The following is a 21,832-nucleotide window of genomic DNA, read 5'->3' as shown; positions in this document are numbered from 1 at the left end:
TTATACTAATTGTTTTAAAGCTAGCTCAAATGCGGTTGAGCTGATTTGTTGTTTTGAACTATTATGATCGTAAATGTTTTGAATTGCATTACGTATTGTCATACTAGTATCGTTAAAAATTGCATCGTCAGTCATTTGCACACGACGCTCCATAAAATAGGCAAACACTCTTGCCATACCACAGTTGGAAATAAAATCTGGAATAAGACTCACTTTCTCATCTGTATGCTCCATGATAGGACCAAAGAAAATTTCTTTATCAGCAAATGGTACATTTGCTCCACAAGAAATCACTTCAAGACCACTATCTATCATTTGATCAATTTGATTTTGACTTATTAATCTAGAGGCTGCACATGGTGCAAAAATTTGTGTATTAAGTTCCCAAATTTTTTCATTGACCTCTTCAAACGGTATAAGTGAAGATGCTCTTAAGGTATTCCCGTCTTTATTTAAGAATAATTCTCTTATCTCTTCAAAACTAAAGCCATCTTCATTAATTAAACCACCTACTCTATCTATAATCCCTACGACTTTGGCACCCATTTGAGCCAAATAATAAGCCGCAGCGCTACCTACATTACCAAAGCCTTGTACAACAGCACGCTTACCTTTAACATCACCACCAAAAATATTGTAGTAATGCTTAACAGCCTCTGCTACTCCGTAACCCGTTATCATATCGGCAACAGTATACTTACGAGAAACATCAGGTGAAAACTCTGGATTTTCAATTACTTTGATTACACCATGTCGTAATTGTCCAATTCTATTGATTTTATCAGCTTCTGTTGGAGAAAAATGTCCATTAAAAACACCTTCTTGTGGATGCCATACACCGCTGTCTTCAGTAATAGGAATTACTTCATGTATTTCATCAACATTTAAGTCACCACCTGTACCATAATAGCTTTTAAGAAGTGGGGAAACTGCTTTGTACCAACGTTCCAAAACCCCTTTTTTACGTGGATCTTGTGGATCAAAGTTGATCCCAGATTTTGCACCACCAATCGCTGGTCCAGAAACAGTAAATTTGATTTCCATCGTTTTTGCTAGCGAAAGCACCTCATTCTTGTCCAGACCTTGTCTCATACGAGTACCACCACCAGCTGCGCCTCCTCTTAGACTATTAATCACTGTCCAACCTTCAGCCTCGGTTTCTGGGTCGTTCCAGTGAAAAACTATTTCTGGCTGCGCTTCCTCGTAGCGTTTAAGCAATTCCTTCATATAGTTAGTAGAATTTGTACAAATATAATCTAGCTAGATGAAGAAAAAGCAGGTTTTACAATTTCTTAAGGAAGGTAAATTTGACCACTTGAATGATCATGTCGCGAACCTGTCACACTACTTAAACAATTTACTTGATTACGCAATCGAAGTACTCCTAACAGCCCAAAGATTAATGCTTCTTTATACTCTACTATCTTTGATTCTGGAATAACGAGATCACCGTCGTAATGATACCTAATTCTATCCATTAAATATGTATTAAATGCACCACCTCCTGTACAAATAATTCTTTTTTTAGACGTGATAACTTTTGTTATTTGTATCGCTACATGTTCTACAAAAGTGGCAAGAACATCCTTTATATCGTAATTCTGTAATAAAGGAAATACATATTGATTAACCCATTCTATACCTAGTGACTTCGGTGGATTCATCCCATAATAAGGTATATCATTCAATTTATCGAGTAAAGGTATTTGTACTTTTCCCGCTTTCGCGAAAGCGCCATCCTCATCATACTCCTTACCCAACAGCAACGAAAAATGATTGAGTACCGTATTAACTGGACAAATATCGTAAGCGATACGACCATCACTAGAATCATGACTAATATTTACAAATCCGCCTAAATTTAAACAGTAATCATAATCATTGAATAGGAGCTGATCTCCTATAGGAACCAATGGTGCTCCTTGCCCACCAAGTAAAATATCCTGAACTCTAAAATCGCAAACAACTCGATGACCGATAATAGACGCTATCTCTGGAAGATTTCCTATTTGAAGGGTATATCCTTGTTCTGGCTTGTGAAATATAGTATGACCATGAGAACAAACGGCAATTAAGTCTTCAATAGGATTTTGATCGAGGTATTTTTTAACAAGTTGACCTAAGTATAAGGTATATTCCTTATTGAGATTTTCAATTTCTACAGAAGAACTATGTACAGCCTGACTCAATCTACGTTTCCATTGAGCGGAATACGGAATACAAACTGCATTACAAATTGTAAAGGTCCACTGTTTTTCACGTACTAATTGAACGTGTGCAATATCTACACCATCTAATGATGTACCTGACATGACTCCTAAAACGTTATAGTACTGATGATTCATAGGTATTTTATGAGGTAAAAAGGTGTAAACAAGTTAAATTTGCAAACTTAAAAATAACTCAAACAATATAGAACTATCATGGATTTTGGCCTTACTGAAGAGCATTTAATGATTAGAGATGCGGCAAGAGATTTTGCACGTACAGAATTACTTCCTGGTGTTATAGAAAGGGATACTCACCAAAGATTCCCTGCAGAACAGGTAAAAAAAATGGGTGAACTAGGATTTCTAGGTATGATGGCCGACCCTAAGTATGGTGGTGGTGGAATGGACACAATTTCTTATGTCCTTGTGATGGAAGAGCTTTCAAAAATTGACGCAAGTGCATCTGTGATCGTATCGGTTAACAACTCACTAGTTTGTTGGGGACTGGATACTTACGGTAACGAAGCTCAAAAAGAAAAATACTTAACTAAACTTACAACAGGTGAATCTATAGGTGCATTTTGTTTAAGTGAGCCTGAAGCTGGTAGTGATGCAACTTCACAAAAAACTACTGCTATTGACAAAGGTGACCATTATGTACTTAATGGTACTAAAAACTGGATCACTAACGGAAGTACCGCAGACTATTACCTAGTAATTGCACAAACCGATCGCGAGAAAAAACACCGTGGAATCAACGCTTTTATTGTAGAAAAAGGTTGGGACGGTTTTGAAATCGGTGTTAAAGAAGATAAATTAGGAATTAGAGGTAGTGATACTCATTCATTAATTTTTAATGATGTAAAAGTTCCTAAAGAAAATAGGATAGGTGAAGATGGATTTGGATTCAAATTTGCCATGAAAACTTTATCTGGTGGTCGTATAGGGATTGCTGCTCAAGCCTTGGGTATAGCAAGTGGAGCTTATGAACTTGCTAGAGATTATTCTAAAGTAAGGAAAGCTTTTGGTACAGAAATTTGTAACCACCAAGCAATCGCCTTTAAACTGGCTGATATGTATACCAATATTACTGCAGCACGTCACATGGTAATGCAAAGTGCTTGGGATAAGGACATGGGTAATAACTATGATGTAAGTGGTGCGGCAGCAAAATTATTTGCATCGCAGGTTGCTATGGAAACTAGTGTAGAGGCTGTACAAATTCATGGTGGTAACGGTTATGTGAAGGAATATCACGTAGAGCGTTTAATGAGAGATGCAAAAATCACTCAAATCTATGAAGGTACAAGTGAAATACAGAAAATCGTAATTTCAAGAGCTTTACTTAGAGATTAATTTTCCCCTTATATTTTGATAAGAAATGCTGTTCCTGTGTGAGCAGCATTTTTTGTTTATGGTTACTTCATGTAGAGAAGTTCGTTTACATTTGCTTTTATGAAAATATTAGTAACAGGCGGTTTAGGATATATAGGTTCACACGTTGTTGTAGAACTACTGGAATTAAATTATGAGGTTGTAATCATCGATAATTTATCTAATTCTAGTAAAGATGTTTTGGATAGAATCAAGAAAATATCTAAAAAAGAACCTTCCTTTTATCAAATTGATTTAAGAGACAAAAATCAAGTTAACAATCTGTTTACTAAAGAAAAAAATATAGACGGAGTAATTCATTTTGCAGCGTCTAAAGCAGTAGGTGAAAGTGTAGAGAACCCTTTACTCTATTACGAAAACAATATTAATGCATTAGTAAATTTACTTCAACAACTTAAGGATAAGGACATCTCTTTTATTTTCAGTTCTTCTTGTACCGTATATGGACAAGCAGATGTTATGCCTATCACAGAAGAAGCTCCTATAAAACCAGCAGCTTCTCCCTATGGTAATACTAAGCAAATAGGTGAAGAAATAATTAATGATCTTTGTAAAACAAGTTCTACTTTCAAATGTATAAGTCTAAGATATTTTAATCCTATAGGAGCTCATGAGAGTTGCCTAATCGGCGAATTACCAAATGGCATTCCTCAAAATCTTGTTCCTTACATTACTCAAACTGCCATAGGAATAAGAGAGCAGCTTTCTATTTTTGGACAAGATTATCCTACTAGAGATGGAACTGCTATCAGAGATTATATCCATGTGGTTGACCTAGCCAAGGCTCATATAGCTGCACTTGAAAGACTATTGAATAATAATTCACAATCTAAATTTGAAACCTTTAATATAGGTACAGGCACTGGTAATACAGTACTAGAAGTAGTGAAAACCTTTGAAAAAGCAACTGGTCTAGAACTCAACTATAAAATAGTGAATCGTAGACCAGGTGATGTGATTGAAGCTTATGCGGATACCAGCAAGGCTAATAATATTTTAAATTGGAAAGCCGTGCATTCCTTGGAATCTGCATTATCCAGTGCTTGGGAATGGGAAAAAGCTATTCGCAAGGTTTAAATGATAGCTGCAATTTGTTCGTTTACCCATTCTAAAAAACGTTCGTCCTTTTCGTCAAATGCTTTTGGTGTATTGCTATCAATATCAATTTGACCTATATTCTTACCATTTTTAAACATTGGAATTACCACTTCACTTTTTACATATATGCTACAAGCTATATAATTATCCTGTGCAGTAACATCGTCAACTACAAAATTTTGATTAGATACAGCCACTTGCCCACAAATACCTTTACCAAATGGAATAACCGTATGGTCAGTAGGCTCTCCAGCTTGTGCCCATAAATGCAATGTAGGTTCTGACTCATGAACCATATAAAAACCAACCCAATCGTAAGTTTCCAGGTTAACTTGAAGCAATTCACAAACCGCTTGCATTTTATCCTTTACCGTACCATTAGAACTTCCTATGATTTTAAGAACAGCTGGTTTCAATTCGTTTATATTCATTGTAGTATTTTTGAAGCTACAAAACTAATATCCACAGCTGATTACTTAACAGTTTTAACATAGAATATACAAATGCTTTCATCACTTAGATCTTATATACCTGTGTTTAAATTTGTTGCCGTTTTTGGAGGACTGTATATCGGGCTCTCAATCATCTATTATTTCTATTTGAGTTTTGATTATGGCAGTTATCACTATCCTGATCCAATTACTTCTCAAATAAGTTTCCAGACACAAGAGTTATTAAGTTTAACAGGGTATAATGCGCAAACGATGAATAGTGCAGGACATCCATCTGTAGCTGTTTACTCTAATGAACAACTCTTATTTAGAATTATTGAAGGATGTAATGCAGTAAGTGTTATGATCTTGTTTTGCGCGTTTATTCTCGCTTTCGCGAAAGCGTGGAAAAAAACTATACTATTTCTATTAATTGGAGTAGTTATAATATACGCTATCAACCTTACCCGATTGGTGTTATTAGGAATTATCTATGCCGATTATCCGACCCTTACTCATGTGTCCCATGAGATAATTTTTCCAGCTATAATCTATGGAACCACTGTTTTATTGTGGTTGTATTGGCTCAAAAAACCAAAATCCAAACATGTACCAACTATATAGATACTTATTAATTATTCTATTAATCGGGTTATTAATAAGTGTAAGAGTTTTTGAAGATTTATTATTTATAGATGAATTAAAACAATTCTATCTATCAGATTTTCAAAACATGAGCTTGCCATCTATTAATATAGTTACAACAGGATTTTATACGACCCTGCGTTACGCTATTAATTCCCTTATTTCATTGGGTATTATTGGGCTTTTGTATAAAAAATTAGATTATATAAAGGCAGCGCTATGGGTTTATGTATTTGCCTATATTATTTTAATGACTTCCTTTATTACACTTTTACACATATCTCCAGACTCGTCAAAGATGATAATATTTTATATCAGGCGTTTTTTAATTCATCCATTATTACTCTTTGTGCTTACGGCAGGCTTTTATTTTTTATCAAATAAAAAGTTAGTGCAAGAATAGTCTAGTTCCATTTTCATCAGATGTTTTGTGGACAACAACAATGAATTTATTATTGTTATTAACCGCACATTGCGCCCAAGATGACTTTATAAGGGCTATTTGGATTTTTACATCAATTTCCCTTGATAGAGACTCAACTACTTCTGTTTTATTGATAGTTTGATCATCATTGAAAACGACTGCATAAATTCCAATCAATTTTGAATTAGATTTTATGAGGATATTTTGTAGAGTAGTACTAAACTGTATATTATCATTGAATTGAGTACAAAAAGTCCTAGAATCTGTAATCAGCTTATGATGTTTACGAAGCGTACGATACTTATTCAATTCTGTCACAAAACCTGAATCCATAGCAAACTTATTTCTTAGACAAGGCTTAGAAATTAGTTGCCCGTTATCCAAATTTCCGAATATCAAAAGTTCATCATTTGCTTTTAGATACAATCTACATTTATCGTTATTGATGTTGTTACCAACTTCTTGTTGTATAATCATAGAGTTGTTTTTTGGACCTTTTAATATTTCTAAAATATCAAAACGTACGTAATCTTGATTCTCAATAGGGTAGTTATAGTACACTTCATTTATGCGTACATGAGCGATAAAATCAACATTTTTGTAATCTGTAGCAATATTTTCTCTAAAACAAACACAAGATTGAGAAGCGCCGTAGGCGGAATAAAATATACTCAAAAAAAAGGCGATAAGAGCTTTGTTCAATATTTTAATATTTATAAGAATGAATTACATTTAAAAAATACCACCATAGGACAAGTTAAGCCTTAAATACAAATAAATACATTGTTAAATTAAAAAAGGTATGATTTTCATCATACCTTTTTTTCTAGTAAAATTTAAAACTAATCATTTGGATTAAGAATATCATCTATTCGTTCTTTCAAATCATTTAGATGGTATTTAGTCATCTCGTCTGATGTTCGATTAGAAGCTCTTGTAACATCTCTTAATAATGTTTTAAGTTGAGCTCTAACAATTGGTCTTATATCACTTTGAGAAACATCAACACTACTTTGACCAGCAAACGCTCTTACTCGAGCTGGTAATTTAGGTTGTTCGTTATTCATTATAAATTCTAAACGTTCTATATAAGCACGTTGTAAGTTACGTCTATATCGATCTATTTTTTGTCCGCGTTTCAACTCACTAAACAATCCCGATCTAAGATCATTCATCATTTCTAATAAACCATATCCGTTTGAACCATTAACCTCTTCATTCTCCATTAATCTTGACATTCTACCAAAATCCAATAAATTATTAAGGGTTCTAGTTTGAACACCTCTAATTCTTTCTATTGCACCGTCAGATTCAATTTTATTGAAAATATTTTGATCAATTAACCACTCTGGTGTTGAAAATAATTGCTCGTTTAAGAACTTCATAGCTCTCGTTTGCTTATCTCTACTCGCATGCTCATATACAGCTCCGTCTTGTTGACCATAAGCTTTATATGTTTCTTTTACCCCACCAATATTGGCAGTTACGTGGCCCATGTATCGATTATACTGTCCTAATAACTGATCGTACATAGATTTTAATTCACTATAATTTTCACCTTCTTCACCCGTCCATTCGATTAGATTAGGAACAATGCGCTGTAAATTTTTGATACCGTATTCACTAGCTCTCATAGAGTCATCACCAAGATCTTCCGTTTGACTAGTGTGATCAACAACACCGAATTGCTGTCTTCCGAAACGGTACATAGGATCGCCTGCTTTTTCATTTATCCAGGAATCTAATATTTTCTTCTCTTCTTCGGCTGTCTTATCTAAAATTGGTTTATAACCCCACATGATTGAATATTTATCATACGGACCAATATTAGGCATAAGGGCAACATCACCATCTTCCGGTTGAGCTACATAATTAAATCTTGCGTAATCCATTATAGATGGTGCAGTACCATATTTTTTGGTAAATTCTGCATCCCTTAAATTTTCAACAGAATAAGCTATTGAACTTCCCATATTATGTGGTAGTCCTAACGTGTGACCAACCTCATGTGCACTAACGAATCTTATGAGCCTACCCATAACTTCATCATCAAATTTATTCATTCTGGCATCAGGATTAATTGCCGCAGTTTGAATGAAGAACCAATTATGTAAAAGAGTCATTACATTATGATACCAGTTAATATCACTTTCAAGAATCTCACCACTTCTAGGATCACTCACATGAGGTCCATTAGCATTAGGTATAGGTGATGCTAGGTATCTTACTGTTGAAAAACGCACGTCCTCAGGACTCCAATCCGGATCTTCTTCTTTACTTGGTGGGTCTTTAGCGATAATTGCCTCTTTAAACCCAGCTGCCTCAAATGCCACTTGCCAGTCTTCAATACCCTGTTTGATAAATTTTCTCCATTTCTGCGGAGTGGCCGGATCTATATAATAAACAATTTGCTTTTTAGGAATAACCAACTCTCCATTAAGGAATTTTTGCCTGTCTTCCTCTCTAACTTCTAATCTCCATCTATCTAAATAGCGAACAGTTTTGGTTTTTTGTTCATCTAATCCATAATCTTGTTGACCTCTTGCAAACCATCCTACACGTTGATCAAAATAACGACGCTTCATAGGCGTTTTAGGTAACAAAATCATTGAATTACTAATTTCAAGTGATATTGATTGAACACTTGAATTAGATGGTGGATCAGAGGAAAAATATGTTTTAACATGCCTCGATTCTATATTGAGTGGATAAGATCTTAAGGTGTCAATATAAGAACGACTATCATCTAACCTAGTTATTTTGTAGCGTTTTCTAGAGTTTTGAGGAAATCCAATCGCCTTAACATCCTTATTGAAAAAATTAGTAACATCAATGACTAGGTTATTAGATAAACTATCCTTTTTAATTGCCTTAATTGGAAAACTGTAAAGGATTGGTTCAAAATTAGAATTTTCAACCGCTAAACTTACTGGTAAAGAATCGTTAGCTACAATCTGATGAGAAACAACTCTTAGCAAGATATCATTTTTATTTCGTTGCCATCTCAAGGTTTGAGTATTTTGTTTACCGCCACCAAAACCAATTCCAGAAGCAGTTTTTGCAATCCGCGTCACCATCAACATCTCTCTATTTAATAAAGAATCGGGTATTTCATAATAGTATTTATCCTCCAAAAAGTGTACAGAGAAAAGACCTGGGTCGGTTTGAGCTTTAGAGGTAATTACCTTGTTGTAAGGTTGCATACCTCCTTTCTTTTTGCTTTTAGAACTAGCAACAACTTGAGATTTTGAGCCTTTTGCTTTCGAAGAAGTACTACAGCCTTGGGTAGTAATCAATACTAAGGAAAGTAAACTCAAAAAAGATATTTTTTCATGAATTATAAATTTCAAGAAAAATACACCATACATATTTAAGAAGTTCCTAAGATATCGTTAACAAAGTTTACCACAACAAAAAACCCTTATCAAATTGATAAGGGTTTTAAAAGAAGGCGGCGACATACTCTCCCACAAATGCAGTACCATCTGCGCTAATGGGCTTAACTTCTCTGTTCGGAATGGTAAGAGGTGAGCCCCATTGCTATAACCACCTTAAAGGTTTCAGTTAAATTAAAATAATCCAACTGTATATGTTGACATTTTGAAAAGTTCAAAATCAATACAAGTAGATAGAGGTATCTAAGCTTACGGGTAATTAGTATCACTCGGCTATGACATTACTGCCTTTACACCTATGACCTATCAACGTGGTAGTCTCCCACGACCCTTTAAAGAAATCTCATCTTGTGATGGGTTTCGCGCTTATATGCTTTCAGCGCTTATCCCTTCCCGACGTAGCTACCCAGCAATGCCCCTGGCGGAACAACTGGTAGACCAGCGGTCAGTCCAACTCGGTCCTCTCGTACTAAAGTCAGATTCACTCAAATTTCTAGCGCCCACTACAGATAGAGACCGAACTGTCTCACGACGTTCTGAACCCAGCTCGCGTGCCACTTTAATGGGCGAACAGCCCAACCCTTGGGACCTTCTCCAGCCCCAGGATGTGACGAGCCGACATCGAGGTGCCAAACCCCCCGTCGATGTGAGCTCTTGGGGGAGATCAGCCTGTTATCCCCGGCGTACCTTTTATCCTTTGAGCGATGGCCCTTCCATGCGGAACCACCGGATCACTATGCTCTTGTTTCCAACCTGATCGACCTGTATGTCTCTCAGTCAAGCTTCCTTATGCCATTGCACTCTACGCACGGTTACCAAGCGTGCTGAGGAAACCTTTAGAAGCCTCCGTTACTCTTTTGGAGGCGACCACCCCAGTCAAACTACCCACCAAGCAATGTCCCCATTTCTGGGTTAGATTTCAAATAAGCAAAGGGTGGTATTTCAACAATGACTCCACAACGCCTGGCGACGTCACTTCATAGTCTCCCACCTATCCTACACATTACTTATCCAAAATCAATACTAAGCTATAGTAAAGGTGCACGGGGTCTTTTCGTCCCGTAGCGGGTAATCGGCATCTTCACCGATACTACAATTTCACCGAGCTCATGGCTGAGACAGTATCCAAATCGTTACACCATTCGTGCAGGTCGGAACTTACCCGACAAGGAATTTCGCTACCTTAGGACCGTTATAGTTACGGCCGCCGTTTACTGGGGCTTCAATTCAGATCTTCGCCGAAGCTAAACCCTCCTCTTAACCTTCCAGCACCGGGCAGGTGTCAGGCCCTATACTTCATCTTTCGATTTTGCAGAGCCCTGTGTTTTTGATAAACAGTCGCTTGGATCTTTTCACTGCGCCCTATTAAATAGGGGACCTTTCTCCCGAAGTTACAGGTCTATTTTGCCTAGTTCCTTAGCCATGAATCACTCGAGCACCTTAGAATTCTCATCCCAACCACCTGTGTCGGTTTACGGTACGGGCTGCTTCACTTGCTTTTCTTGGAAGTTGCTCCTCTGGATTATCCACGTAGCCGTAGCCTTGTGGTACTATCCCAACCTTAACAGTTGGTTCAACGTACATTTCCGTCAGTACGCACCAAATTCACACCTCCGTCACTTTTATTGTGAGCAGGTACAGGAATATTAACCTGTTATCCATCCACTTCCCCGTTCGGGTACGCGTTAGGACCCGACTAACCCTCAGCTGATTAGCATAGCTGAGGAAACCTTGGTCTTTCGGTGAGGGGGTTTCTCGCCCCCTTTATCGTTACTTATGCCTACATTTTCGTTTCTAATCGTTCCAGCAAACCTCACAGTTCACCTTCAACACAATTAGAATGCTCTCCTACCACTCTCAATGGAGTCCATAGCTTCGGTAGTATGTTTATGCCCGATTATCATCCATGCCGTACCGCTCGACTAGTGAGCTGTTACGCACTCTTTAAATGAATGGCTGCTTCCAAGCCAACATCCTAGCTGTCTAAGCAGTACAACCTCGTTTTTTCAACTTAACATACATTTGGGGACCTTAGCTGATGGTCTGGGTTCTTTCCCTTTCGGACATGGACCTTAGCACCCATGCCCTCACTGCTGATCATCATTTTATAGCATTCGGAGTTTGTCAGGAATTGGTAGGCGGTGAAGCCCCCGCATCCAATCAGTAGCTCTACCTCTATAAAACTAAATCAACGCTGCACCTAAATGCATTTCGGAGAGTACGAGCTATTTCCGAGTTTGATTGGCCTTTCACCCCTACCCACAGGTCATCCGAAGACTTTTCAACGTCAACCGGTTCGGGCCTCCACTGTGTGTTACCACAGCTTCACCCTGCCCATGGGTAGATCACACGGTTTCGCGTCTACCACTACTAACTATAGCGCCCTATTCAGACTCGCTTTCGCTACGGCTCCGTGTCTGAAACACTTAACCTTGCTAGCAACGGTAACTCGTAGGCTCATTATGCAAAAGGCACGCCGTCACCCGAAGGCTCCGACCGCTTGTAAGCGTATGGTTTCAGGTTCTTTTTCACTCCCTTATTCAGGGTTCTTTTCACCTTTCCCTCACGGTACTGGTTCACTATCGGTCTCTCAGGAGTATTTAGCCTTAGCGGATGGTCCCGCTAGATTCATACAGGGTTTCCCGTGCCCCGCACTACTCAGGATACTACTATCAATAACTAAAATTACCAATACAGGGCTATCACCTTCTTTGGCTCCTCTTTCCAAAGGATTCTTATTCTTTTAGCATCAAATATTGTAGTCCTACAACCCCAATTAGGCCGTAACCTAATTGGTTTGGGCTTTTCCGCGTTCGCTCGCCACTACTGACGGAATCACTATTGTTTTCTCTTCCTCCGGCTACTTAGATGTTTCAGTTCACCGGGTTTGCTCCATTACTGGTGACATGTCTTCAACATGCCGGGTTGCCCCATTCGGAAATCTGCGGATCACATCGTATGTGCCAATCCCCGCAGCTTATCGCAGCTTATCACGTCCTTCATCGCCTCTGAGAGCCTAGGCATCCCCCATACGCCCTTATTTGCTTATGATACCTATTACTATACAACGATATATAGTAATATTATTTTTTCTATCTTGTATTAATCCTAATTAATATTAGAACTAATGCTCGTTTTGATCTTTTCAAAATGTCAATGAACGTTTAATGATTAATCTCTACTAATCATTCGTGGAGAATATCGGAGTCGAACCGATGACCTCCTGCGTGCAAGGCAGGCGCTCTAGCCAGCTGAGCTAATTCCCCATGACGAATCCTAAATACTGAATTTAGAATATCGAATTTAGAATCCTCAACCTCTAGAATTTCCATTAAAATTCTATAAATGAACTTTATCTCTTAGCTATAATTATCTACTCAATAACTACCTAAGACATCGTAGTCTCAGGCAGACTCGAACTGCCGACCTCTACATTATCAGTGTAGCGCTCTAACCAGCTGAGCTATGAGACTGAGTGTCTTGCGACTATTTCTTGATTGACTTGCTTTTTAAAATAAACACACACTAATTGAGTGTTAAAGGTCTTGAAACTATCCCTTGTTTCGTTCCATTATTTCAGGAACTCCAGAAAGGAGGTGTTCCAGCCGCACCTTCCGGTACGGCTACCTTGTTACGACTTAGCCCCAGTTACTAGTTTTACCCTAGGCAGCTCCTTTCGGTCACCGACTTCAGGCACCCCCAGCTTCCATGGCTTGACGGGCGGTGTGTACAAGGCCCGGGAACGTATTCACCGCATCATGGCTGATATGCGATTACTAGCGATTCCAGCTTCACGCAGTCGAGTTGCAGACTGCGATCCGAACTGAGATAGGGTTTGTAGATTCGCTCCTTCTCGCGAAGTGGCTGCTCTCTGTCCCTACCATTGTAGCACGTGTGTAGCCCAGGACGTAAGGGCCGTGATGATTTGACGTCATCCCCACCTTCCTCACGGTTTGCACCGGCAGTCTCTCTAGAGTCCCCACCATTATGTGCTGGCAACTAGAAATAGGGGTTGCGCTCGTTATAGGACTTAACCTGACACCTCACGGCACGAGCTGACGACAACCATGCAGCACCTTGCAATATGTCCGAAGAAAAATCTGTTTCCAAATCTGTCATACTGCATTTAAGCCCTGGTAAGGTTCCTCGCGTATCATCGAATTAAACCACATGCTCCACCGCTTGTGCGGGCCCCCGTCAATTCCTTTGAGTTTCATTCTTGCGAACGTACTCCCCAGGTGGGTTACTTATCACTTTCGCTTGGCCACTCAGATCTCAATCGATCCAAACAGCTAGTAACCATCGTTTACGGCGTGGACTACCAGGGTATCTAATCCTGTTCGCTCCCCACGCTTTCGTCCATCAGCGTCAATATATTGTTAGTGATCTGCCTTCGCAATCGGTATTCTATGTAATATCTAAGCATTTCACCGCTACACTACATATTCTAACCACTTCACAATAATTCAAGATAACCAGTATCAATGGCAGTGCCGGAGTTGAGCCCCTGCATTTCACCACTGACTTAATTACCCGCCTACGGACCCTTTAAACCCAATGATTCCGGATAACGCTTGCACCCTCCGTATTACCGCGGCTGCTGGCACGGAGTTAGCCGGTGCTTATTCTTACGGTACCGTCAAACAATCACACGTGACTGTATTTCTTCCCGTACAAAAGTAGTTTACAACCCATAGGGCCGTCTTCCTACACGCGGCATGGCTGGATCAGAGTTGCCTCCATTGTCCAATATTCCTCACTGCTGCCTCCCGTAGGAGTCTGGTCCGTGTCTCAGTACCAGTGTGGGGGATCTCCCTCTCAGGACCCCTACCTATCGTTGCCATGGTGAGCCGTTACCTCACCATCTAGCTAATAGGACGCATACCCATCTATTACCGTAACCTTTAATTATTAAATGATGCCATCTTATAATACTATGAGGTATTAATCCAAATTTCTTCGGGCTATCCCTCAGTAATAGGTAGGTTGTATACGCGTTACGCACCCGTGCGCCGGTCGCCATCAGATAGCAAGCTATCTATGCTGCCCCTCGACTTGCATGTGTTAGGCCTGCCGCTAGCGTTCATCCTGAGCCAGGATCAAACTCTTCATCGTAGAATCTTTTAAAGATCATTTATTAGAATAACTCCAAAAACCTCTTTTAAGAACCCTCAATTAGCGTACATGTGTCTATTTTTATTTTCTTACCAATACTTGCCTTTGTATTAATCAATACAAAAACAGTATCGCTGTGCTGTCAATCATTATTTTCAATGAACTACTTCAAAATATCTAGACCGAAAATTTGATGCGAAATCCTCACAATCCGCTACAAATATTTCCAACCTTTTTGAAGAACTATCGCTTTATGTAAACATCATTGTTTCCCAAAGCGGGTGCAAATATACACACACTTTTTCTTACCAAACAAACTTTTACGACAAAAAATTTGAAAAAAATCACAACCCGTCCTCAAACACCTTCAAATCATTTACTTACAAAATAAAAAAATCAAAATTTTTATATTACCGTAAATAAACTGTTTAAAGCGTTCTTATAATTTAATTCATTTGAAGATGAAACGTAAACTTTGTGCCTTTACCAATCTTACTGTCGACCCTAATAATTGAATCATGTAGTTCAAGAATTTTTTTAACGATCGACAATCCTATACCTGCACCTGTGAATCTATTTTGAGAATCATTTTGCGTAAATCGATCGAATATCATCAATTGATCACTTTCTTTAATTCCTATGCCAGAATCGCCAACAGAAATTTTTATTTTATTTTGTGACTTAGATTTATCCAAATCTAAAGTAATTACCCCACCGGCCTTTGTAAATTTAAAAGCATTGTCTATTAGATTCTGTAAAACCCGTTCAATTAATCCGATATCAGCGTACACTAGAATATTTTCCTTTTTTTCAATATTAAATATTAAGTCAATATTTTCCGTTTTGGATTTTAATTGGTACTTAGATACTAAGTCTAGACACAAATCGGTAATTGAAAACTTTACTTTTTCTGGTTTCACCTGTTTAGCCTCTAATTTAGAATACTCAAATAATTGTTCCACTAATCTAGAAAGCTTATCACTATTAGAGTTGACAATTTCTAAATATTTCTGTTTCTCTCCTTCTGAAAGCAAATGTTTCTTTTCTAATAATGTTTCTGAATAACCTTTTAATATTGCTAATGGTGTTCTTAAATCATGTGACACATTCGCTATAAGCTGCCTTCTTAATGAATCAACTTTTTTAACTTCCTCAATATTTTGACAAATCGTGTCAGCCATTGTGTTGAATGTATTTGCCAAAACACTGATATCAGATTTATCTGCGTTTTCTATTCTCGCATTAAAATCCCCTTCCTTAAATCGTTGGACTACAGAGGTGATTTTTCTTAAGTTTTTAGTTAAAAACCAAATAGAAACAAAACCTACCAACAAAGTGAAGAAAGTTGTCAAGCCTATAGCACCCAATCCAAAACTTTTTATGTATTTCTGAAAAATATTGTTGCTCGCCAATTGATAAGCCTCTCCTGATAGTATAATATATATGTAACCATCTTTGAGTTGGTTGGTTAATCTGGCTGCTGAGAAAATTTTTCTTTCTCCCGTAGCTCTAGGGTCATCCCCTAAACAAAAATTTTTACCGTTAGTATTTACAAAATTTTCAATCGGAGCAACATCAACATACCTAGATGGTTCTCCAGGACTATGATCTAGTACCACAGAATATAATACTTCACCATCTAGACCCAGCAAGTAAACTTCAATACTTCTATTCACTGCCATCATATCGTGCATTAAACTCCCAAAGACCTCCTTATTAACAGAACCATCCTGATTAAAAGCGGAAGTTGTGGCAAACTTTTCTTCTATTAAATGCTGGGCTAATGGAGCGTGAATCTCTTGTTGCGTAGCTTGATGATGTTGATTTGAGTAATAATTAGTAATCACAATAAAACAAAATGCCATTCCTATGATTAACCCTGAAAGTGCTATCCATAGTTTAAATACTAGTCGTGGAGTTAATGTAGATTGTTTACCAGTAGTCATTACACTTCTTCATTAAATCTATAACCTATTCCCCAAGTGGTCAATACATATAATGGATTTGACATATCCGGTTCAATTTTGGCTCTCAATCTATTGACATGACTATTTACTGTATGTTCATAACCAGAAAAGTTATAACCCCAAACAACATCCAGTAACTCTGATCGACTGTAAGACCTACCAGGATGACTTGCTAATAAAATTAAGAGATCAAATTCCTTAGGTGATAATTCCACTTTATGCCCATTTAAGGTTACACGTCTCATTTCAACATTTAAAATTAAATCACCAAAAACCATTTCATTACTTGAGGCATTTTCTGTTTTCTTATTACTTATATCAGTTCTTCTCATAACAGCTTTTGCTCTAGCCTTCAATTCTCTTACTGAAAATGGCTTGGTTATATAATCATCTGCACCAATTTCTAAACCTAGGACTTTATCAATCTCCTCGGATTTTGCAGTAACCATAATTATAGGAGTGTTTTTAGTTTTTCTCAATTCCTTGCAAACTTCTATCCCGCTTAATTCAGGTATTGATAAATCCAATAGAATTAAATCATAGTCGAACTCCATTGCCTTTCTCAAGCCAAGCCTACCATTATCTGCGACATGCACATTTGCATTTAGATCCTTCATGTGAATAGTAAGAAGATCTATTATCTCTATATCATCTTCTACGATAAGAATTGTATACTCCATAATTCAAATTAAACTTATCCTTATCACAAAAGAATCACATAAAAAATATGAAAGTTGAATTTTACGTGACAGGATTGAGATAACATTATCATTAGTTTGTAGAGTAAAATTAAACTTTTAATCATGAATAAAAACTTCTCATATCTTATCCTGGGCTTACTCTCGATAGTAGGCTGTTCAAATGACGATGATTCAAATGCTGAACTTCAAACAAAAACATTAACTATTAATCTTCAAGGATTAGAAGATTTAGGAAACGATTTTAAATATGAAGGCTGGGTTATGGTAGATGGTACTCCTATAAGTACAGGTACATTTGATGTTGATGCTAATGGAGACTTAAGCCAAAACGAATTCGAAATCGATTCAAATGATTTGGACGCTGCAACTGCCTTTATCCTTACCATTGAGCCTGATCCAGATCCAAGTCCCAATCCTGCTGATAGTAAATATATAGCTGGCGCATTCACTGGGACAACAGCCCTTGTGGACACTAACTTTGGACCAGCTCCTGGAGATTTTACTAATGCTAGTGGTTCCTTCTTCCTGAGAACTCCTACCGATGAGACAATGGGAAACAATGGTAATGACGAAAGCGGTGTATGGTTCGGTCTACCTGGAATGCCTCCAACTGCCGACTTTACATTACCCGTTTTACCAGGTGGATGGATTTATGAAGGTTGGGTAGTAGGCGACGCCGGTCCTATATCAACAGGAACCTTTACCGATTTTGATACTAGAGATTCAGGCAACCCGTTCTCAGGAACTCAAAACAATGCAGGTCCACCAGTTCCTGGAGAAGACTTTTTTAACAATTTACCAATGGGTGAGTCTTTACCATTTAGCGTAGTTGGAAGAAATGTTGTAATTACTGTAGAACCTGTTCCAGACAACAGCCCTGCTCCATTCACTCTAAAACCTCTTGCGGCAATTGCCAATTCTATGACAGCACCCAATACACAAAACTTTAATAATAATGTTGCTGCAACATTTCCTACTGGGAGCGTTGTACGTGAATAATTAATTATTGGTTGGTTAGTGAGAAAACGTCTTTCAACACCTCCGTTGAAAGGCGTTTTTGATGTTATATAAAGAAGAAGAGTTTTACTTAATAAGAATTACAGAGTTAACATGATCATGTTTATCATATTGAACACTTTTATTCATGGGATCAACTATCCAAATATCATCCACTATAAACTTATAATGATGAACGCCTCGTGTTAATGGTATTTCTATTTCCCAAAACCCATTAATCAAATTCATTTGAAGCTTGTTATTTTGCCAGTCTGTAAAATCACCTGCTAAATATACCTTTTTAAAATCAACGTTTTTCAATCTAAATTTTTGTAATTTTCTTTTAGTTATTACACTATTAAATTCATTGTATTCATTGGGCTTCTTCTTAGGGTTATGAGGATCTCTCATCCACTGGCCATCTACAATATATCGGTACTCATGCGTTCCTATTGGTAGATCTAAGGTAAGTTCCCAGTAACCGTCTTTACATTCCAACTCAAATTCATTTTCATCCCAATTATTAAATGTACCTGTGACAACTACCCGTTGAGCGTTTGAATAACCGTATAAATAAAATGTATGATTTCCATTTTCAGACTCCTTAATCTCATTCAATTTTAAATTATAAACACTTACAAAAATATCATCCAAGGTAAGCTGCTCACGATTGGGCGCAATGGCAGGTGGCTCAACCCAAAACTTATCATTAATTACGAATTTAAATGAAGCTCCACTATCGGTATTTAAATATTTAATCTTTTTCCTCAATTCATAAACACCGTTTTTTATATTCTTGAGTTTCCAGTCGTTCTTAGCCCATTTATTAAAGGTTCCAGCTACCGCTACTTTCTTTATGTTTATATCAGAAAGATCAAGTTTAACTTGTGTATCATTTATAGTAACCATCGAATAGTCCCGTACATCAAATTTAAATACGATATCCTCACCATCAATTCTATAACCATAATCATCTTGTCCCATAATCATGAGACTGATAAAAAAAATTAAAAGAGTGATAAACAGCTTCATTTATTCAGGCCACTTTGTAAAAAACAATTTCTTTTTACGATAATTAATTAAAACTCTACGATTTCTTAAAAACCAAAATCCTAAAACACCATCCACTTGAGTCCCGTATGCATTTGCTGCATAGGTCATAGTTGATAATACAGTTGGCATTTCTTCATTCTGTACAGCATTAGTAAACTTTAGATTTTTGAAAACTCCAGCAATCACTTCTTTCTTACCACCATCCATTCCCATTAACTCCAATCTTTTGAGAGGTTGAAAATTTTTATAAACTAATGAATCTAATTTGTTGCTTAATTGATTTATTTCTGCTCCGGTATCCAAAACAAAGGTAACATCTATCTCATTAATATTGGAATCAAGAATAATCGAGTGCTTGCGCCGTTTAAAACTTAAGGAGTCTACTATTTGTTCGGTTAAATATTTCTCATCAATACGATTGCCTTTTCTATCGATCTTAAAAAAGGTAATCTGTTCCAAATAAAAGTCAATATATAGTTCAAATCGTCTAAATGTATCGTATCCTATTATACCATTAATAGCGGTATGTTTTTCTTTTTCAATATGGCTTAAATCTACTACATCTGCATTTTTGGAATTAATTTTAAAACCATCAATATTAAAACTGTATACCGCAATTCCCTGTACATTGGGAATTTCTCGTTCAATAGAATACGTTGTTCTACCTGCCGTAGCTATTTTATTATAAATTCGTTTATTAAGTACCAGTCCATAGGATGCTGTATCAATAATAAAAGGACCCGACTCTCCATTAACCTTTGCTTGTACAGTTATCAATCTTCCAGCAAATTTAAATGGCATGCGCAAGGTGTTATCACTTAGTTTCGTTGCCTCTGGGAATGAAATTTCTTCAACAATTAAATCATTGGAATATGCTTTACAAACACACATCCATGTTGTCATAAACAACAACCACGGTAATATTTTCATATCTAGTCTTTTGGTACTTTAAAGACTAGAGCTGTTATAGATTGTTACATCTATATTTCATATTCCTAGTATTTATGCTAGGGATTAGTTTAATAGTACGCTTTCGCGAAAGCGTACTTAAGAATAATTATCTTCTCGTTTGATTGCTTTGTAAGGGTGTTTGAGGTAGTTTTTGGCAAATTGATAACCTCGAGCATATTTAATTCTAAAAATCTCGACAGCAAGGTGACCAAAAACAGCACAACCCAACAGTAATAATGCAAGAGGCAAAAGAGCATCATTGACAAATTTAGACACATACCAACTAGCCAGTGAACCGTAAATCATACTAACGGCTCCTACAAATGCGCTTGCACTACCAGCCTTTGCAGTGAATGGCTGAAGAGCCAGAGCAGTTGCATTGGGGTTTTGAAATCCGATAGCCGTCATCATTAAGAATAAAGATGGGTATACGATCCAAAATTCAGGTGTCATAGTCGCCAAATGTATTGTCAATACACCTGTAAAAACAATGAGTAAAACACTCACCACATACGTTATCTCAAAAGTCGTGTATCGTTTTAAAAATAAACGATTTATTTGACTACCTGCAATTAGACCTGCAGCATTGCTACTAAAGGCAAATGCAAATTCAGTCTTTGACATTTCAAAAAACTCCATAAAAATAAAAGGAGCTGCAGCCACATACCCAAGTAGAGCTCCTATGATAAATCCACGTGTGGTACTGAAGAGAAAAAAGGCTTTATTTTTATAAATAGTCCAATATTCTCTAAGCACAGGAACCGGTTTTAAACTAGTAGCACGATTAGGAGTTACACTATCTGGGAGAAAAAAGATAATATTAAACAACATAAGTGTTGCAAAACCTGCTAGACCATAAAAAATTATTTGCCAGTGAAAATGAGTCACTACCCATCCACCTATTCCAGGGGCAATCACAGGTGCAATACCCATGATTAACATTAAATTGGACAGCACGCTAGCGACTTCCTCTTCATCAAATAAATCTCTTACTATCGCTTTACTAGCTACCATACCTGCACATGCACCTAGTGCTGTAAAAAATCTCAATGTTGCGAGAGCTATCACGTCATAGGCAAAAGCACTAGCTAGACTTGTACCTATATACAAAACAAGTCCAACAATGAGAGGTTTACGCCTACCAAAACGGTCCATCAATGGCCCGTAGGCGAGCTGCCCTAGACCTATACCTATAAAGTAGGTAGTTAACGTAAGACTTATAGCATTAACATCTACCTTAAAGTCTCCAGCTATTTGTTTAAAAGCAGGTAAATATGCATCGATAGAAAAAGGTCCAATAGCGATTAAACTACCTAACACCAGTATAATACCCAGTCTTCTACCTGAAGATAATTGCCCTTTATATACTCTCTTTGCCATAAAGTACAAAAGTACTTTTTTGACATAGCTTACTCTTGGTAATTAATAAAGCTTTACCATTTCATAAACTA

The 21,832-nt window shown here is 37.3% G+C and carries 15 protein-coding genes, 2 tRNA genes and 3 rRNA genes; 5 read left to right on the top strand and 15 right to left on the bottom strand.

The genetic code is table 11. The annotated features are described in order from the left end of the window. Together BST93_RS05115 and BST93_RS05110 are read right to left on the bottom strand one after the other, a co-directional pair. On the bottom strand, window positions 1-1,227 hold the full coding sequence (locus BST93_RS05115; protein ID WP_042280030.1) for a Glu/Leu/Phe/Val dehydrogenase dimerization domain-containing protein: 1,227 nt from the start codon (window positions 1,225-1,227) through the stop codon (window positions 1-3). 65 nt (window positions 1,228-1,292) lie between these two features. Further along, window positions 1,293-2,345 (bottom strand): anhydro-N-acetylmuramic acid kinase, encoded by a 1,053-nt coding sequence (locus tag BST93_RS05110; protein WP_105018324.1) that lies wholly within the window; start codon window positions 2,343-2,345, stop codon window positions 1,293-1,295. A gap of 78 nt (window positions 2,346-2,423) precedes the next feature. Here BST93_RS05110 and BST93_RS05105 point away from each other — a divergent pair, with 78 nt between their 5' ends. Continuing rightward, on the top strand, window positions 2,424-3,566 hold the full coding sequence (locus BST93_RS05105; RefSeq protein WP_060523164.1) for an acyl-CoA dehydrogenase: 1,143 nt from the start codon (window positions 2,424-2,426) through the stop codon (window positions 3,564-3,566). Window positions 3,567-3,665: 99 nt separating this feature from the next. Further along, window positions 3,666-4,682 (top strand): UDP-glucose 4-epimerase GalE, encoded by a 1,017-nt coding sequence (gene galE, locus BST93_RS05100; RefSeq protein ID WP_105018323.1) that lies wholly within the window; start codon window positions 3,666-3,668, stop codon window positions 4,680-4,682. Here the strand turns inward: galE and BST93_RS05095 are convergent. Continuing rightward, window positions 4,679-5,134 (bottom strand): XrtF-associated fRMsr-like GAF protein, encoded by a 456-nt coding sequence (locus BST93_RS05095; RefSeq protein ID WP_105018322.1) that lies wholly within the window; start codon window positions 5,132-5,134, stop codon window positions 4,679-4,681. The genes galE and BST93_RS05095 overlap by 4 nt on opposite strands. A 72-nt stretch (window positions 5,135-5,206) precedes the next feature. Between BST93_RS05095 and xrtF the strand changes: the two genes are divergently transcribed. Both xrtF and BST93_RS05085 read left to right on the top strand, forming a co-directional pair. Next, on the top strand, window positions 5,207-5,758 hold the full coding sequence (xrtF, locus tag BST93_RS05090; protein ID WP_105018321.1) for an exosortase family protein XrtF: 552 nt from the start codon (window positions 5,207-5,209) through the stop codon (window positions 5,756-5,758). Next, window positions 5,742-6,182: an exosortase F system-associated membrane protein gene (locus BST93_RS05085; protein WP_181072546.1), complete on the top strand. Its 441-nt coding sequence runs from the start codon at window positions 5,742-5,744 to the stop codon at window positions 6,180-6,182. Before xrtF ends, BST93_RS05085 begins: the two co-directional genes overlap by 17 nt. Here BST93_RS05085 and BST93_RS05080 read toward each other — a convergent pair. The 9 genes from BST93_RS05080 to BST93_RS05040 form a co-directional block, all read right to left on the bottom strand. Continuing rightward, on the bottom strand, window positions 6,168-6,905 hold the full coding sequence (locus tag BST93_RS05080; protein WP_105018319.1) for a hypothetical protein: 738 nt from the start codon (window positions 6,903-6,905) through the stop codon (window positions 6,168-6,170). The two genes, BST93_RS05085 and BST93_RS05080, sit on opposite strands and share 15 nt — an antisense overlap. Window positions 6,906-7,045: 140 nt before the next feature. Then, window positions 7,046-9,571 carry a zinc-dependent metalloprotease gene (locus BST93_RS05075; RefSeq protein ID WP_105018318.1) on the bottom strand — a complete coding sequence of 842 codons (2,526 nt, stop codon included), beginning with the start codon at window positions 9,569-9,571 and terminating at the stop codon, window positions 7,046-7,048. A 78-nt stretch (window positions 9,572-9,649) separates the two neighbouring features. Continuing rightward, window positions 9,650-9,757, bottom strand: a 5S ribosomal RNA gene (rrf, locus tag BST93_RS05070). An 80-nt stretch (window positions 9,758-9,837) separates the two neighbouring features. Next, window positions 9,838-12,650, bottom strand: a 23S ribosomal RNA gene (locus tag BST93_RS05065). A 140-nt stretch (window positions 12,651-12,790) separates the two neighbouring features. Further along, window positions 12,791-12,864 (bottom strand) — tRNA-Ala (locus tag BST93_RS05060). A 133-nt stretch (window positions 12,865-12,997) separates the two neighbouring features. Then, window positions 12,998-13,071, bottom strand: a tRNA-Ile gene (locus BST93_RS05055). A gap of 116 nt (window positions 13,072-13,187) precedes the next feature. Then, window positions 13,188-14,713 (bottom strand): 16S ribosomal RNA (locus BST93_RS05050). Together the 16S, 23S and 5S rRNA genes with 2 tRNA genes alongside form the textbook arrangement of a ribosomal RNA operon. 446 nt (window positions 14,714-15,159) lie before the next feature. Next, entirely contained in the window at window positions 15,160-16,659 is a 1,500-nt protein-coding gene (locus tag BST93_RS05045; RefSeq protein WP_105018317.1) for a sensor histidine kinase, read from the bottom strand. Continuing rightward, a complete protein-coding gene (locus BST93_RS05040; protein WP_105018316.1) occupies window positions 16,659-17,360 on the bottom strand; it encodes a response regulator in 702 nt (233 codons plus the stop codon). The genes BST93_RS05045 and BST93_RS05040 overlap by 1 nt, the downstream gene beginning before the upstream one ends. 123 nt (window positions 17,361-17,483) lie before the next feature. On the opposite strand from BST93_RS05040, the gene BST93_RS05035 reads away from it, so the two are divergent. Next, window positions 17,484-18,380, top strand: a complete 897-nt coding sequence (locus BST93_RS05035; RefSeq protein WP_105018315.1) for an anti-sigma factor — start codon at window positions 17,484-17,486, stop codon at window positions 18,378-18,380. An 84-nt stretch (window positions 18,381-18,464) separates the two neighbouring features. Here the strand turns inward: BST93_RS05035 and BST93_RS14155 are convergent, their stop codons facing one another. From BST93_RS14155 to BST93_RS05020, 3 genes are all read right to left on the bottom strand, one after another. Next, a complete protein-coding gene (locus BST93_RS14155; protein WP_181072544.1) occupies window positions 18,465-19,361 on the bottom strand; it encodes an early set domain-containing protein in 897 nt (298 codons plus the stop codon). Window positions 19,362-19,409: 48 nt separating this feature from the next. Next, the gene (locus tag BST93_RS05025; protein WP_105018314.1) at window positions 19,410-20,360 is read right to left on the bottom strand and encodes a hypothetical protein; all 951 of its coding nucleotides are present in this window, start codon (window positions 20,358-20,360) and stop codon (window positions 19,410-19,412) included. Between the two features lie 117 nt (window positions 20,361-20,477). Beyond that, entirely contained in the window at window positions 20,478-21,761 is a 1,284-nt protein-coding gene (locus BST93_RS05020) for a multidrug effflux MFS transporter (RefSeq protein WP_105018313.1), read from the bottom strand. Between the last annotated feature and the right edge of the window lie 71 nt (window positions 21,762-21,832).

The sequence above is a fragment of the Nonlabens tegetincola genome, assembly GCF_002954355.1.
Lineage (GTDB): Bacteria > Bacteroidota > Bacteroidia > Flavobacteriales > Flavobacteriaceae > Nonlabens > Nonlabens tegetincola.
This window is presented reverse-complemented; position numbering and strand designations above follow the sequence as displayed.

What these genes read in the sequence shown, in the direction of transcription:
- BST93_RS05110 (WP_105018324.1), bottom strand. Translation starts at nt 2,345, where the DNA reads ATGAATCATCAGTACTATAACGTTTTAGGAGTCATGTCAGGTACATCA.
- BST93_RS05040 (WP_105018316.1), bottom strand. Translation starts at nt 17,360, where the DNA reads ATGGAGTATACAATTCTTATCGTAGAAGATGATATAGAGATAATAGAT.
- BST93_RS05035 (WP_105018315.1), top strand. Translation starts at nt 17,484, where the DNA reads ATGAATAAAAACTTCTCATATCTTATCCTGGGCTTACTCTCGATAGTA.
- BST93_RS05105 (WP_060523164.1), top strand. Translation starts at nt 2,424, where the DNA reads ATGGATTTTGGCCTTACTGAAGAGCATTTAATGATTAGAGATGCGGCA.
- BST93_RS14155 (WP_181072544.1), bottom strand. Translation starts at nt 19,361, where the DNA reads ATGGGACAAGATGATTATGGTTATAGAATTGATGGTGAGGATATCGTA.
- galE (WP_105018323.1), top strand. Translation starts at nt 3,666, where the DNA reads ATGAAAATATTAGTAACAGGCGGTTTAGGATATATAGGTTCACACGTT.
- BST93_RS05115 (WP_042280030.1), bottom strand. Translation starts at nt 1,227, where the DNA reads ATGAAGGAATTGCTTAAACGCTACGAGGAAGCGCAGCCAGAAATAGTT.
- BST93_RS05085 (WP_181072546.1), top strand. Translation starts at nt 5,742, where the DNA reads ATGTACCAACTATATAGATACTTATTAATTATTCTATTAATCGGGTTA.
- BST93_RS05075 (WP_105018318.1), bottom strand. Translation starts at nt 9,571, where the DNA reads ATGTATGGTGTATTTTTCTTGAAATTTATAATTCATGAAAAAATATCT.
- xrtF (WP_105018321.1), top strand. Translation starts at nt 5,207, where the DNA reads ATGCTTTCATCACTTAGATCTTATATACCTGTGTTTAAATTTGTTGCC.
- BST93_RS05025 (WP_105018314.1), bottom strand. Translation starts at nt 20,360, where the DNA reads ATGAAAATATTACCGTGGTTGTTGTTTATGACAACATGGATGTGTGTT.
- BST93_RS05095 (WP_105018322.1), bottom strand. Translation starts at nt 5,134, where the DNA reads ATGAATATAAACGAATTGAAACCAGCTGTTCTTAAAATCATAGGAAGT.
- BST93_RS05045 (WP_105018317.1), bottom strand. Translation starts at nt 16,659, where the DNA reads ATGACTACTGGTAAACAATCTACATTAACTCCACGACTAGTATTTAAA.
- BST93_RS05020 (WP_105018313.1), bottom strand. Translation starts at nt 21,761, where the DNA reads ATGGCAAAGAGAGTATATAAAGGGCAATTATCTTCAGGTAGAAGACTG.